At 36.5% G+C, this 13,372-nt stretch carries 17 protein-coding genes; 10 read left to right on the top strand and 7 right to left on the bottom strand.

The genetic code is table 11. From position 1 onward, the window contains the following. Positions 1 to 223: 223 nt before the first annotated feature. Both VLZ86_RS07730 and VLZ86_RS07725 read right to left on the bottom strand, forming a co-directional pair. Complete coding sequence (locus VLZ86_RS07730) at positions 224 to 856, bottom strand: CHAP domain-containing protein (RefSeq protein ID WP_325450053.1); 633 nt, start codon at positions 854 to 856, stop codon at positions 224 to 226. Then, entirely contained in the window at positions 843 to 1,988 is a 1,146-nt protein-coding gene (locus VLZ86_RS07725; RefSeq protein ID WP_325450052.1) for a cysteine desulfurase family protein, read from the bottom strand. The genes VLZ86_RS07730 and VLZ86_RS07725 overlap by 14 nt, the downstream gene beginning before the upstream one ends. A 104-nt stretch (positions 1,989 to 2,092) precedes the next feature. Here VLZ86_RS07725 and VLZ86_RS07720 point away from each other — a divergent pair, with 104 nt between their 5' ends. Continuing rightward, positions 2,093 to 3,010, top strand: a complete 918-nt coding sequence (locus VLZ86_RS07720) for a hypothetical protein (protein ID WP_325450051.1) — start codon at positions 2,093 to 2,095, stop codon at positions 3,008 to 3,010. A 70-nt stretch (positions 3,011 to 3,080) separates the two neighbouring features. Here the strand turns inward: VLZ86_RS07720 and VLZ86_RS07715 are convergent, their stop codons facing one another. Beyond that, on the bottom strand, positions 3,081 to 3,635 hold the full coding sequence (locus VLZ86_RS07715) for a Smr/MutS family protein (RefSeq protein ID WP_325450050.1): 555 nt from the start codon (positions 3,633 to 3,635) through the stop codon (positions 3,081 to 3,083). Next, a complete protein-coding gene (locus VLZ86_RS07710; protein ID WP_325450049.1) occupies positions 3,632 to 3,835 on the bottom strand; it encodes a hypothetical protein in 204 nt (67 codons plus the stop codon). The genes VLZ86_RS07715 and VLZ86_RS07710 overlap by 4 nt, the downstream gene beginning before the upstream one ends. A gap of 124 nt (positions 3,836 to 3,959) precedes the next feature. On the opposite strand from VLZ86_RS07710, the gene VLZ86_RS07705 reads away from it, so the two are divergent. Further along, complete coding sequence (locus tag VLZ86_RS07705; RefSeq protein ID WP_325450048.1) at positions 3,960 to 4,259, top strand: DUF2752 domain-containing protein; 300 nt, start codon at positions 3,960 to 3,962, stop codon at positions 4,257 to 4,259. Positions 4,260 to 4,270: 11 nt separating this feature from the next. Beyond that, a complete protein-coding gene (locus VLZ86_RS07700; protein WP_325450047.1) occupies positions 4,271 to 4,606 on the top strand; it encodes a CCC motif membrane protein in 336 nt (111 codons plus the stop codon). Between the two features lie 71 nt (positions 4,607 to 4,677). Here VLZ86_RS07700 and VLZ86_RS07695 read toward each other — a convergent pair whose 3' ends face one another. After that, a complete protein-coding gene (locus VLZ86_RS07695; RefSeq protein WP_325450046.1) occupies positions 4,678 to 5,124 on the bottom strand; it encodes a DUF5362 family protein in 447 nt (148 codons plus the stop codon). Beyond that, a complete protein-coding gene (gene rocD, locus VLZ86_RS07690) occupies positions 5,124 to 6,377 on the bottom strand; it encodes an ornithine--oxo-acid transaminase (protein ID WP_325450045.1) in 1,254 nt (417 codons plus the stop codon). Before rocD ends, VLZ86_RS07695 begins: the two co-directional genes overlap by 1 nt. Positions 6,378 to 6,980: 603 nt before the next feature. Between rocD and rlmD the strand changes: the two genes are divergently transcribed. The 4 genes from rlmD (at position 6,981) to VLZ86_RS07670 (ending at position 10,317) form a co-directional block, all read left to right on the top strand. Then, positions 6,981 to 8,390 (top strand): 23S rRNA (uracil(1939)-C(5))-methyltransferase RlmD, encoded by a 1,410-nt coding sequence (rlmD, locus tag VLZ86_RS07685; RefSeq protein WP_325450044.1) that lies wholly within the window; start codon positions 6,981 to 6,983, stop codon positions 8,388 to 8,390. 81 nt (positions 8,391 to 8,471) lie between these two features. Further along, positions 8,472 to 9,008 carry a DUF6452 family protein gene (locus tag VLZ86_RS07680; protein ID WP_325450043.1) on the top strand — a complete coding sequence of 179 codons (537 nt, stop codon included), beginning with the start codon at positions 8,472 to 8,474 and terminating at the stop codon, positions 9,006 to 9,008. Next, a complete protein-coding gene (locus tag VLZ86_RS07675; protein ID WP_325450042.1) occupies positions 8,980 to 9,717 on the top strand; it encodes a DUF6048 family protein in 738 nt (245 codons plus the stop codon). Before VLZ86_RS07680 ends, VLZ86_RS07675 begins: the two co-directional genes overlap by 29 nt. A gap of 75 nt (positions 9,718 to 9,792) precedes the next feature. After that, a complete protein-coding gene (locus tag VLZ86_RS07670) occupies positions 9,793 to 10,317 on the top strand; it encodes a DinB family protein (RefSeq protein ID WP_325450041.1) in 525 nt (174 codons plus the stop codon). Between the two features lie 24 nt (positions 10,318 to 10,341). On the opposite strand, the gene VLZ86_RS07665 is transcribed toward VLZ86_RS07670, so the two are convergent. After that, the gene (locus tag VLZ86_RS07665) at positions 10,342 to 11,499 is read right to left on the bottom strand and encodes a THUMP domain-containing class I SAM-dependent RNA methyltransferase (RefSeq protein ID WP_325450054.1); all 1,158 of its coding nucleotides are present in this window, start codon (positions 11,497 to 11,499) and stop codon (positions 10,342 to 10,344) included. A 57-nt stretch (positions 11,500 to 11,556) separates the two neighbouring features. Here VLZ86_RS07665 and VLZ86_RS07660 point away from each other — a divergent pair, with 57 nt between their 5' ends. The 3 genes from VLZ86_RS07660 to VLZ86_RS07650 form a co-directional block, all read left to right on the top strand. After that, the gene (locus VLZ86_RS07660) at positions 11,557 to 12,288 is read left to right on the top strand and encodes a class I SAM-dependent methyltransferase (RefSeq protein ID WP_325450040.1); all 732 of its coding nucleotides are present in this window, start codon (positions 11,557 to 11,559) and stop codon (positions 12,286 to 12,288) included. Next, positions 12,285 to 12,959, top strand: coding sequence for a ZIP family metal transporter (locus VLZ86_RS07655; protein ID WP_325450039.1), 675 nt, complete (start codon positions 12,285 to 12,287; stop codon positions 12,957 to 12,959). The genes VLZ86_RS07660 and VLZ86_RS07655 overlap by 4 nt, the downstream gene beginning before the upstream one ends. A gap of 87 nt (positions 12,960 to 13,046) precedes the next feature. Then, positions 13,047 to 13,372, top strand: a 326-nt coding sequence (locus VLZ86_RS07650) for a DUF4268 domain-containing protein (protein ID WP_325450038.1), incomplete at its 3' end; no start/stop codon positions are given.

The raw sequence follows: 13,372 nt of genomic DNA, 5'->3' as shown, positions 1-13,372 counted from the left end.
TTTATTTCGCAGAATTTAGTAACAAAGCGATAGATGATCAATTTTAAAAGGATTTAAATCGCAATCAATAAGCATCACAATCGAACCTGTAGAAATTGATATACTAGTGTTTTTCTTTCAGAGGCGGAGAGCTGTTTAAATCTATATTTTTTAGACCGAAGCCTAAGTGAATTCAAAATAAAATCATGAGTACCTGGTCTAATCAGTGGCATCTGCGCTCTATCTAACGATCCATCTTTCGCAACCATCCCAAAACACTAGAGTCCCCAACAAACCATTTATCATTTTTTAAGCGCAATTTAAAATCTTCTCTCGACTCTCTTCCAACGTTTTGTTGCACCACCTCAATCGAGTTTTTGTCCACTTTTGAAATGATGGCCACATGCCCATAAGGATTCAAAATATTGCCCTTAAATATAATAAGATCGTTCACTTCAGGTTTTAATTGGCTGCCATTTGTGAACTGCACTAAATTTCGATCCTTGTTTTTTTGATTATCCTTTAGCGCAGGATTGAAAAAATCTTTAGCATGACCATAACTATTGGGCATTTTATGATTTAAGTGATCATAATAATAACGTTTCACAAATTCAACACATTGCCATTTTAGGCCTAAATTGTAACCCTCTTTAGTTAAGTTTCGGCCAGCAACATTGCTCATGTTTTTATTGTAAAACACGTAAACATCATTAAACACATCCAAGGTATCACCTACTTTTTTTGCATTAAATTTTTTGCGTTTTGGTGCTTCTTGACTTTGTGTTTCAGAAAAAATCGCGTGAGACGTGTTGCCTCGTTCCTTTTTACAGGACATCAACACCAAAAGAACGAGAATATAAGGGCTAATTTTCAACAAATTCTTTTAAAGTTTCAATGACATAATCTACTTCGGCCTCCGTATTAAAACTCGAAAACGAAAATCTCACAGAAGGCTTTAAAAGGTTCTCGGCATTTAAAATCTCAGAAAGGACGTGCGAATTTTGATTGCTCCCACTTTGGCAAGCCGAGCCTTTAGAACAGGCAATTCCTTTTAAATCCAATTGAAAATGAAGCATCCCTCCTTTTTCAGGAACAATTGGCAGACAGACATTAATTAAAGTATAAGTGCTTTCTTCCAAGTTATCGCAATTGCCATTGAAGCTCATTTTTGGAGAAAGATTTTTTAATTGGTCAATGAAGTATGTTTTTAATTCCAAAACCTGTGCATGTTCTTTTTTTAAATTGGCATAACTCAGTTTTAAAGCTTCTTCCATTCCAACCACGTTATGGATGGATTCGGTACCTGCACGGAACCCACGCTCCTGCTCACCTCCAAAAATTGATGCCTTGATGCCCGAACCCTTTCTGATAAATGCAAAACCAATTCCTTTTGGACCATGGAACTTATGGGCACTTGCCGCTATGAAATCAACAGGAATGGCTTGTAAATCCAATTCATAATGCCCAACTGATTGTACGGTATCACTATGAAACAACGTGTGGTTGGATTTACAAAGTTCCGCTATCTTTTTGAGGTCTAGCTTATTGCCAATTTCATTATTGATATGCATCAAACTGACCAGTTTTTTATTTGGAGATTGTAATAGGTGCTCGAGATCAATTAAATCAACCATGCCGTTCTCCAGTAAACTGACATAGGAAACAGTAATATCAAATTTCTTTTGAAGATGCTCTACGGTATGTAAAACTGCATGATGCTCCAATTTACTGGTGATAATTTCAGTAACGCCCAAATCTCTAACAGCACTTTGCAAAACCAAATTATCGGCTTCCGTACCTCCTGAAGTAAACACAATTTCCGAAGCACTGACATTAAAGAATGAAGCAATGGTTTTTCTGGAACTTTCCAACAAGGATTTTGCGGAGCGCCCCATACTATGCGTGGATGATGCGTTGCCGAATTGCGAACGCATGACCTCTGTCATACGATCAATTACAGCATCGCGCATTGGAGTCGTTGCTGCATTGTCAAAATATACTTGTTTCATGATAAAATCCTTTCGAATTGCAAAAATACTCCAAATAAAATTATTCCGTAGATGGGACGTTATAAATTCACAAATGCCGTATTTTTGCTACCAAATTGATTGAAATGCAGAAAATAATTTACTTCTTAAGTTTATGTTTGTTGGTCACTGCTTGTAACGATGGTGACATCATTGACGTAGAATTGGATTTTGACCGAACCTTAGCTATTTGTGATTTAAGTCCGGGAAATTATTTTCTATACGACACTAAAAAAGACCCATCGGAATCTTTAAGCTTGATTTTCCCTAAAAACTCTGCTACAGAACTTATTTTCAATCCAACCGAAAATAATTACAAAGCCACTTTCCCTATCAATGGGACTAATTCAATCTTCAACTATCGGACCTATGATGGGAATGCTGAAGATTTACTGTGCAATCTATTACCTGATGCCGCTACCAGAATTCTTAAGGATTATGCCGCTACATCTGGCACAGTAACTACGATAACAACGTTTGTTGATGATGACGGCGATGGTATTCCCGCACATATTGAAGATGCCAATTTAGATGGCGATAATAATCCTGCAACAAATCCCACAGATTCTGACGGCGATGGCATTCCGGATTATTTGGATCAAGATGATGATAATGATAATGTCTTGACCAAAGATGAAAAACATAATTACACCGAGGCTGATGGATTGTCAAAAGCACAGGATACGGATGGTGATGGTATTCCAGATTATTTAGATAATGACGATGATGGCGATGGTGTTTTAACACGGTATGAAGACGAAAACATGAACGGAAATCCAATGGATGACCGAGATGAAAGTTCTCCTACACCAAGTGTCCCAAGATATCTTGATAAAGAGGCAAAGGATAAATATGACTATCCACACTTCAATAAAAACGTATACAAACGTACCATTACTGTCAAGTTTTATATTAACAACGTCAATTTGGACGTGATCAGTTTAACTGAAATTGATTTTGGTACGTACACTTATACCATAGATATTGAAAGTGACATTGAATAGTGCCATCTGAAATTTTCAATTTTAGCTATTTCGTAATAACCAAATCAGTTCGTATTAAAAACTTTGAGTTTTATACATTCTGAAAAATATAGACTTCGGTTGCCCCTATGCCGTATTTTTTGAAATCGGCATCATAATGTTTGACATTCTCATAGCGGGAAAAAAGTGTTTCCAACTCCATTTTTAATACCCCTTCTCCAACGCCATGGATAAATACTATCTTTTGAATGCGTTTGCTGATGGCAAATTCCAATTGACGTTTTGCTGTATCAAGTTGCAACGTCAGCATATCATAATTAGATAAGTTGCGTTGGTTCTCCGTTAATTTATGAATATGTAAATCGACTTCCATTGCCGGTTGGTTGCGGTCTTTTGGTTTGACTTTTACAGAGTTGCGCTTGGTGTTTTGTTCCTTTTCAGAAAGGACCTCACTAAAGGAATGCTCAGAGAAAATACGGGATTTCAAAGTGTCCTTCCCATCCATTTTGAGTAATTCATGCTCTTGAAAATCCAAAAGAAACCCATCATCAGTTTCAATAAAAACCGTCTTTCCTTCAATTTTTGAAACCCTTCCAGAAATGGCCTCATCCAATACCGTAACTTTGTCTCCTACTTTTAAACTCATAGCTTTTCGTCTTTATCAGAAGGCGTTTCTTGATCATTTTTACTAGGAATATTTCTTGATATCCTATACACACCCACCATCAAAATCACGATACCTCCAATAAGTAGATATTGATTTTGCTCCACTCCAGCTTTGGCGTAAATGGCGATCAATCCGCCAACAATTATGAATAAAAGGTTAAGTGCTCTTGATATGCTCATAGGTTGGTTTTTTATGAAAGGAAAAACGAAATTAATCATTTAGATTCAAAATAGCATTGGTTTACGCCAAATCTAACCTCAAAAGTTTTATGAAATAATTTCCTTTCTTTTTATACATTTGTGTATGACTCTTATTAAACTTATCAACCCAGAAGACCTCATGCTCCCCTGTCTCAACAAACAACTCTTTGGTATTGAATGTTTGGGATGCGGTATTCAGCGTGCCACATTTTTATTCTTTAAAGGTGAGTTTCTGTTAGCTTTTAAAATGTATCCAGCAATTTACACGCTTTTTTTATTGACACTTTTCCTTATATTTAACCTGTTTATTAAGTTCAAATATGATTACACCATTAAAATGGGCTTGATCTTTTTGAATGTAGGCATAGTAATCATCAGTTATTTCATTAAAATCATCCACTAAAAACCAACCACATGGAAAAACAACAATTACCCAATTCAACCCTTATTTTAGTTTTCGGAATTATATCAATAGTCACTTGCTGTTGTTATGGTATCATAGGATTACCTCTAGGAATTATCGCGTTGGTACTCGCCAATAAAGCCACCGCACTTTATGCCACTGATCCAGAACTTTACACTGGATTTCAAAATGTAAAAACAGGGAAAATTCTTGCTATTATTGGAATCGTCCTTAATGGTATCTATTTAATTTACGCCATCTGGTTGTTCTCAACTTACGGCTTGGACGGCATCCAAAGTATGCAGGAGGAATTATTAAAAGAATTTAACACGGGTATGGGAGAGTAATTTCCATTTGAATTGAGAAAAGCGGCTGAAAATTAATTCAGCCGCTTTTTTTATATTTAATGCTCAATAATTCACATCGCTCCTGCAATCATTGCAAAAACAAAAATCAGAACATACAAACTGATAATAACAATTGTAAAAATTCCGATAAACTTATAGTGCGATTTCAAGTTAGAGAAAGCAGACGTCAAATCATCATTATTATTGGAACTCAAAGCACTCTTCATTTTTCGTGAGAAATTAAAAAGATAAAGCACAGGAAAAAAGTAGAACAGAGCTATGACAACATAAATCATCCCAAAATAAGACATGTCTATACCTAAGCCCGCATACGGATTTCCACCTGGCATGAGGTTCATGGCGAGACTAAAAAAGAGTCCGCCTAGAATCATCAGTCCAATACCAATAAATCCTAAAATGGAGAGATAATACGTCCATGAAGACGTTTCCTTTAAAAAACCCAAGATTACGGGTGGAAGATTCAATTCAAAAGTTTCAAAAGCCGATTTTTCTTCCATTAGTTAGAATTAGGTTCAAATTGTTTCAATGTTTTTATAATAATCCCAACGCATTCCAATAGTTGCTGCTCGTTCATGACTAAAGGAGGGGCAAAACGGATGATATTTCCGTGGGTTGGTTTTGCCAGAAGTCCGTTATCTCTCAATGCCAGACAAATATTCCAAGCAGTATCTCCATCTTCACTGTCGTTAATTACCACAGCATTAAGCAATCCTTTACCTCGAACCAATTTTGCAATCGTACTTTTTTGGATGTAAGAATCCAATTCACTTCTAAAAATCTGACCTAATTTTTCAGCATTCTCTGCTAAGTTTTCTTCTTTGACCACTTCCAAAGCGGCTATGGCCACTGCTGCAGCAACGGGGTTGCCTCCAAATGTACTGCCATGGTTTCCTGGCTGGATGACGTTCATTATGGAATCTGGTGCCAATACGGCACTTACGGGATAGGCCCCACCGCTTAACGCTTTCCCTAAAATCAGGATATCAGGTTTTACATTTTCATGATCTACCGCCAAAAGCTTTCCTGTACGGCCAATGCCCGTTTGTACTTCATCTGCCATAAACAAGACGTTGAACTTCTCACATAAGGCTTTTGCTTTTGCCAAATACCCTTCACTTGGTACATAAACTCCAGCTTCACCTTGAATAGGTTCCACCAAAAACCCTGCAACATTTGGATTGTTCTCTAACGTACTTTCCAATTCCTGCAAATTGTCATATTCAATTTTTATAAAGCCATCCGTAAATGGTCCAAAGTTTTTGCGTGCAACCGGATCACTTGAAAATGAAATGATGGTGGTCGTTCTTCCATGGAAGTTATTTCTACAAACAATAATCTCTGCTTGATGATCGGGAATACCTTTAATTTCATAGGCCCACTTTCGGCAGATTTTAAGCGCTGTCTCTACAGCTTCTGCACCTGTATTCATGGGCAGTACTTTATCATACCCAAAGTATTTTGTAGCATATTCCTCAAATTTCCCCAAAACATCATTGTAAAATGCACGTGAGGTCAAAGTTAGGGTTTGGGCCTGCTTTACCATGGCATCAACAATTTTTGGGTGACAATGCCCTTGGTTGACAGCAGAATAAGCGGAAAGAAAATCATAATACTGTTTTCCTTCAACGTCCCAAACATGCACACCTTCTCCTCTACTCAGTACTACTGGAAGTGGATGGTAATTATGTGCACCATACTTGTTTTCTAAATCCATCGCTTGTTGCGAAGTCATCTGGTCTAAAATAGCCATTTTTATAAGAATTTACAGTTTCATGTCTCCAAAAGACACGGTTTGACATCAAATAGAAAGACGCAAACATTAATAATTAAATCTCGCTAAGCGAGTAAAATAACCATTCCTACTGTACCTTTATTCTTTCGAGATCCCGATAGTAGGGGGACGAAAAAGCAGCGTGGGAGAGAAATCATCCCTAAGGACTTGCAAATTAGCAAATATTTATACCTCCTAAAAATTTTTTGAAAGAATTTACATTTAAATATCAGAAGTATTTTTCCTTTAATTCAAATGATAAAACAACACTCAATCAATGAAGATAACCACTCTTCTTGATATATATAAACTCAAGATTTCACTACACATATACCCACTTTCAAATACGCTTCAAAATATTAAACTATAGATTGCGTCACTTCCGACACCCCTAAGAGAGATTTGTTAACCCTTGAATTGTTAATATATTTCGCTTTTAAATTTTGGGTTTAGATCCTGCAAAGATGCGGGATTGGCTCAACCATCAAAATTTAATGCGCTTTGCTTTTAAATTTTGGGTTTCACTAATAAAATGGCGATTTGTAATTCGTAAATCGCAATTGGTTTCACTATTTTTGCGACATGGGAAGAAGAAATAGAAAACAAATCTTTGAGAATGTTGTTGTAGTTGACGCAGGTGCCAAAGGCAAATCGGTGGCAAAATCACCAGACGGTGCCGCTATTTTTATGCAAAATGTGGTGCCAGGCGATGTTGTGGATGTAGAAACTTTTAAAAAGAGAAAATCCTTTTACGAAGGAAATGCCATCAAATTCCACGTATATTCTGATAAGCGTACTGAACCAAAATGTCAACATTTTGGCGTTTGCGGTGGTTGTAAATGGCAAGATATGGGCTATGAACACCAATTGTTTTATAAACAAAAGGAAGTGGAGAACAACCTTAAACGAATCGGACATTTAGAACTTCCTCCTATAACTCCTATTTTAGGCTCTGCAAAGGATTATTTTTACAGAAATAAAATGGAATTTTCCTTTAGTGACAGCCGATGGTTGACCTTAGATGAAATTAGATCCAGTGAGGATGTGGGCGATAAAAATGCCCTCGGTTTTCATATCCCTGGCATGTGGGATAAAATTCTTGATATCGAAAAATGCTGGCTTCAGGCGGATCCATCCAATGCCATTAGAAATTCGGTTAAAGAATTTGCCGTTAAAAACGGACTTGAATTTTTTAACACCCGCAATCAGACCGGATTTTTACGAACATTAATGCTTCGTACATCAACTACTGGAGATATTATGGTGCTTTTTCAGTTTTTCAAGGAGGATAAAAACAATCGAGAGTTGCTATTGGACTATATAGGTGAGAAATTCCCCGAAATTACATCGTTACAATATGTCATCAACGGAAAAGCGAATGACACCATTTATGATCAAGAGGTGATCTGCTATAAAGGACAAGATCATATTTTTGAGGAAATGGAAGGACTGCGATTTAAAATAAATGCCAAATCTTTTTACCAGACCAATTCAGAACAAGCTTATGAACTTTATAAAATAACACGTGATTTTGCCGATTTAAAAGGCGATGAACTCGTTTATGATTTATATACCGGAACCGGGACGATTGCACAATTTGTAGCAAAAAACGCGAGAAAAGTAATTGGGGTAGAATCTGTTCCTGATGCCATAACCGCAGCAAGAGAAAATGCACAATTAAATGGAATCCACAACGTTGAGTTTTATGTAGGCGATATGAAAAATGTTTTCAATGCCGATTTCATTAAACAGCACGGCCATCCCGATGTGATCATTACAGATCCACCACGTGATGGCATGCATAAAGATGTGGTACAGGAAATCTTGAATATCGCTCCTAAAAGAGTGGTCTATGTGAGCTGTAACAGTGCCACGCAAGCAAGAGATCTAGAAATGATGGACGCGATGTATAAAGTCATAAAAGTGCAGCCGGTTGATATGTTTCCTCAAACGCATCATGTTGAAAATGTTGTACTTTTGGAAAAAAGATAAGAGAATGACGATTAACAATTGATGATTAAAATGACACACTCATAACTTATAACTGTAATTTAAACAAGAAACCACAGAAACTTGAAACAAATAAAATTCCATCAAAACATTAAAATCCTACTTTCTCTTCTTATAATTTTGAGTCTTTGGAGTTGTGAGCGTGATGATATCTGTGCTTCTACAACACCTACAACTCCACATTTGATCATTCGTTTTTATAATATCAATGCCATTTCTGAGACAAAAACTGTTAGGAGAATGGACGTTACCGCGGAAGGTAATCCAAAGTTTATTGTCAGTGATAAAACTACTGACTCCATTGTACTCCCTCTTAAAGTTGATGCCTTGGATAATTTGAATACCTCTCGGTTTGTGCTGACAAAAGATAGGGATTATGATACAGATGATGATCCCAATACGGTTTCGAATGCTGACATAATTGAAGTGAAATACACCCCTGAACTTATTTATGTTTCAAGAGCATGCGGATACAAAAGCGTGTTCAACAACCTGAGTGCAACTCGGGAAACAGACCTGAGCAATTGGATTATAGATATTCAAGTAATTAACGACACCATAAACAATGAAAATGCAGCGCATATCAATATTTATCATTAGTCTGATTATCTTGATGGTGTTTCCGGAAACATCATTTGCTCAGGAGGTTCAAGAAAAAAACGCTAATGATACCATCATTATCAAACAGAAATATGGTTTACGATTAGGAGGCGACATTGGAAAATTAGTGCGCTCATTTATAGATGATGATTATAAGGGTTTTGAAATTACTGGAGATTACCGACTTACACAAAAATTATATGTGGCAGGAGAATTAGGAACTGAGGAAAACTCCATACGAAATGATTATTTAGATGTCACGGCAAAAGGCAGCTACTTTAAAGCTGGAATAGATTACAACCTCTATACAAACTGGCTTGATATGGAAAATCTCATTTACACAGGATTGAGGGTTGGTGTCAGTACTTTCAGTCAAAACCTAAACAGTTATACCATTTACACGACTGATCAATATTATGACACGCCATTTACGTCTTCAGATTTACATGAATATAAAGGTTTATCAGCTATTTGGGCTGAATTGGTTATAGGTATAAAAGCAGAAATTGTCACTAATTTATTTATCGGCATCAATGCACAGCTTAAAGGTTTGGTAGCGGAAGATCAACCTACAAATTTTGAAAATTTATTCATTCCGGGCTTTAATAAAACTTTTGACAGTGGCCGATTTGGCTTCGGATTTGGCTATAATGTGTCGTATTTGATCCCTATTTACAAGAAAAATAAAAAAATCGTCGTAGAGGACTAATCCCATACAAATACTTCTGCTTTCACAATCATTTTATAAAAAAATTACCTAACTTTTCCATACCAATACCAATGTATGCACAAAGATGAGATTGCCGATTTAATGGAGGAAAAATACCATGCTCTACTCAATTTCCTTGAAGTTCAAGATAATGAAAAATGGACACAAGGTCCTGAAGGCAAATGGACAACAGGTCAGCACGCTTTGCATTTACTGCAGAGCATAAAGCCTTTAAATGATGTCTTGAGTATGCCTCGATTTTTTTTCAAATATGCCTTTGGAAAAAACGATCGCGAATTATATGACTATGATACCATAGTTCAGAATTATCAGAAAATCCTAAAGGAAAACAGTGATTTCGTCTTTAAAGCTTCCAAAAATATGAAAATTCCAAAACTGAAGGATAAAACTTATATTTTAAGCCGACTTCAGGTAGAAAGCAAAAAACTCCAATACAAAACCAGAAGAATATCTGATAAAAATTTGGATACGTTAGTACTTCCTCATCCATTAATGGGGAAAATGCCTATTCGAGAAATTTTAATGTGGACTGCTTATCATGTGGAACATCACACAAAGCAACTTCAGGAAAATTACTAAATTTAAGGTATCTTATGCGGAGGTTTACTCCATGTACTTCCCTTTTTTACTGCCTTCATATATGACATACTTTACCAATCTGGCTTCCAGTTTGGCATTGACCAAGTGGATTTTTCGAGAAGGCCTTAAGCCCACATGTTTTAACGCTTCAAGATTTGAGGTTATAAACCATGCATCGGTTCCTGGATAATTTTGTTTCAAAGTATCCCCTATACTTTTATAAAAAGATTCCATTTCTATATCCAAACGTTCCCCATACGGCGGATTGAATACCATGTGCAATTTCCCATCCCCTGCTTTTTGGGTCTTAAAGAAATCTTCGTGCCTTACTTCAATAAAATCTTCCAATTGCGCATTTTTGATGTTTTCCTTAGCTTTTTCTACCGCGCTTGGCGATTTGTCATAACCAATTATGCGGTGGTGAAAATCTCGGGTTTTACTCAAAAGAGATTCCTCAATTTTCTCAAACAACTCAACATCCCAATCCTGCCAACGCTCAAAAGCAAATTCCTTCCGCATTAAATTTGGAGGAATATTACAGGCAATCATTGCAGCTTCAGCTAAGATGGTACCACTCCCGCACATCGGATCCATAAAATTGGTTTGTCCATCCCAACCAGATAACATAATTAATCCCGCGGCCAGCACTTCATTGATAGGTGCAATGTTGGTTGCAGTTTTATAGCCTCGTTTATGCAAAGAATCACCGGAAGAATCCAAAGAAACATTACACATATTCCTATCAATATGGACGTTGATTTTTAAATCGGGAAATTTAAGATCCACATTGGGACGTTCGCCCACTGTATCCCTAAACTTATCCACTACGGCATCTTTCGTTTTTTGTGCTATATAAAGAGAATGCGTAAATAAGTGAGAGTGCACTGTGGCATCAACAGCCATGGTTCCTGTAGGTTTGAGATACTGCTCCCAATCCATTTTATAAACTTGGTCATACAAGTCCTTTTCATTGTTGATCCTAAAACTATGGATGGGCTTTAAAATTTTAATAGCGGTTCTTAGCGCTAAGTTGGCTTTATACATGAAACCTTTGTCACCTACAAAGCTCACATTTCTCACACCTATTTTCACATCTTGAGCTCCCAATTGGGTCAACTCGTTGGCAAGTAACTCTTCAAAACCAAATAAGGTTTTGGCAACCATATTAAAATTATTATCCATTGTTCTCATGATATAGATTGCAAAAATAAAGTATTTTTGCAGTCAGACGAATTTATAATGACAAAAGACACATCAGAGTGGTACGCCTCATGGTTTGATACCCCTTATTACCATATTCTTTATGCCGACAGAGATCACGCAGAAGCCCATCAATTCATGGACAATTTGACCCAGTACTTAAATCTGCCGGACCAAGGAAAAATACTCGATCTCGCTTGCGGGAAAGGACGCCACTCCATCTATCTCAATTCTTTGGGCTACGATGTTACTGGAGTTGATCTTTCAGAAAACAGCATTGCCTATGCTAAGACGTATGAAAATGAAACACTCCATTTTGAAGTGCATGACATGTGCGAACCCTTCAACGAAAAATTTGATGCCGTATTCAATCTTTTTACGAGTTTTGGCTATTTTGACAAATCGGAAGACAATCTGAATACTATAAAAGCCATTAAAGAAGATTTAAATGAATTCGGCTTTGGAGTCATTGACTTCATGAATGCCGATTTTGTTATTGAAAATTTAGTGGCTGAAGACGTCAAAACCATCGGTGGCATAGAATTTCATCAAAAAAGATATGTTCAAGACGGACATATTATCAAAGATATCAGTTTCACAGATCAAGGGAAAAATTACAACTTTCAAGAACGGGTTAAAGCAAAGACTTTATCTGATTTTGAGGAGCTTTTTGAACAAGCTGGTGTTTATTTGTTAGATGTTTTTGGCGATTATAAATTACGTAAATTTCACAAAAGCACTTCAGAACGGTTAATTATGATCTTCAAATGAAGCAATATCTTCTACCTTTCTTAGCGGTTGTTATTGGTGCACTTTTGGTATTGATTTTTAAGAATAAAAAATCCAATTACACTAAGTTCCTATTATCTTTTAGTGGTGCGTTTTTATTGGCATTGACTCTCTTTGATCTATTGCCTGAGGTCTACCAACATTTAGATGCCAGGCAAACAGGATTGTTCATAATGCTGGGCATTCTTTTGCAAATTTTATTGGAATTTTTCTCAAAAGGTGCGGAACATGGCCACGTTCATGTACACAAAAAGGAATCAGGGTTTCCATGGGTGCTGTTCATCAGTTTATGCATCCATAGCTTTTTGGAGGGTTTTCCTATTCATCAGCATAACGATATGGTCTATGGCGTACTCATCCATAAAATTCCCATTGCAGCGTTAATTACCACCTATTTGTTCGAGTCAAAATTTACAACGAAACAAATTGTGGGGTTTCTTGGCGTTTTTGCCATTATGACTCCTATGGGTACTCTTATTTCAAACACAGTACCGTTTGTAGGCGAGTATCTATATTTCATCAATGCGATTGTTATTGGCATCTTTTTTCATATTTCAACCGTCATCCTGTTTGAGAGCAACGAAAACCATAGATTTAACCTTACAAAATTAATATTGATTGCCTTGGGGATTTTAGTGGCCTATTTGATATGATAATCCTGCCAAAATTAAAATCACAAAGAAAAACTATTAAAATGTTAAGGCGGAGTTTTAAAGATTCCCGCCTTTCACGAAAATATTATGTTTAGCAAAGAAGATTCGAGAAAATTAAGAGAAGAATTTTGGATCAGTTTTGGAAAGTCATTCCCTCGAAAATGGATCCTTTATGATACCAAATTGAAAGGATTTGCCTTTAAGTTCCATTTTGATACGAAATCGGCCTTGGTAACTTTAGACCTTGAGGACGATTTGGAAAACCGAATCAAGTTTTGGGATAAACTACAATCCCTAAAAACTATTTTAATTGACGAATTTCTCCCAGATGCAATTTTTGAAGAAGAGTATTATTTAGAAAACGGTAAGGAGATTTCTAGAATCTACGTGAAATTGGATCAAAAGGTATCCAT

It is taken from the genome of Gelidibacter sp. (genome assembly GCF_035515035.1).
Lineage (GTDB): Bacteria > Bacteroidota > Bacteroidia > Flavobacteriales > Flavobacteriaceae > Gelidibacter.
Note: the sequence above shows the minus strand (reverse complement) of the source record. Positions and strands in the feature narration are given on the sequence as shown.

Excerpts from the sequence above, each read along its gene's own strand:
- VLZ86_RS07725 (WP_325450052.1), bottom strand. The coding sequence starts at position 1,988 with ATGAAACAAGTATATTTTGACAATGCAGCAACGACTCCAATGCGCGAT.
- VLZ86_RS07720 (WP_325450051.1), top strand. The coding sequence starts at position 2,093 with ATGCAGAAAATAATTTACTTCTTAAGTTTATGTTTGTTGGTCACTGCT.
- VLZ86_RS07715 (WP_325450050.1), bottom strand. The coding sequence starts at position 3,635 with ATGAGTTTAAAAGTAGGAGACAAAGTTACGGTATTGGATGAGGCCATT.
- VLZ86_RS07710 (WP_325450049.1), bottom strand. The coding sequence starts at position 3,835 with ATGAGCATATCAAGAGCACTTAACCTTTTATTCATAATTGTTGGCGGA.
- VLZ86_RS07705 (WP_325450048.1), top strand. The coding sequence starts at position 3,960 with ATGACTCTTATTAAACTTATCAACCCAGAAGACCTCATGCTCCCCTGT.
- VLZ86_RS07700 (WP_325450047.1), top strand. The coding sequence starts at position 4,271 with ATGGAAAAACAACAATTACCCAATTCAACCCTTATTTTAGTTTTCGGA.
- VLZ86_RS07695 (WP_325450046.1), bottom strand. The coding sequence starts at position 5,124 with ATGGAAGAAAAATCGGCTTTTGAAACTTTTGAATTGAATCTTCCACCC.
- rocD (WP_325450045.1), bottom strand. The coding sequence starts at position 6,377 with ATGGCTATTTTAGACCAGATGACTTCGCAACAAGCGATGGATTTAGAA.
- rlmD (WP_325450044.1), top strand. The coding sequence starts at position 6,981 with ATGGGAAGAAGAAATAGAAAACAAATCTTTGAGAATGTTGTTGTAGTT.
- VLZ86_RS07675 (WP_325450042.1), top strand. The coding sequence starts at position 8,980 with ATGCAGCGCATATCAATATTTATCATTAGTCTGATTATCTTGATGGTG.
- VLZ86_RS07670 (WP_325450041.1), top strand. The coding sequence starts at position 9,793 with ATGCACAAAGATGAGATTGCCGATTTAATGGAGGAAAAATACCATGCT.
- VLZ86_RS07665 (WP_325450054.1), bottom strand. The coding sequence starts at position 11,499 with ATGGATAATAATTTTAATATGGTTGCCAAAACCTTATTTGGTTTTGAA.
- VLZ86_RS07660 (WP_325450040.1), top strand. The coding sequence starts at position 11,557 with ATGACAAAAGACACATCAGAGTGGTACGCCTCATGGTTTGATACCCCT.
- VLZ86_RS07655 (WP_325450039.1), top strand. The coding sequence starts at position 12,285 with ATGAAGCAATATCTTCTACCTTTCTTAGCGGTTGTTATTGGTGCACTT.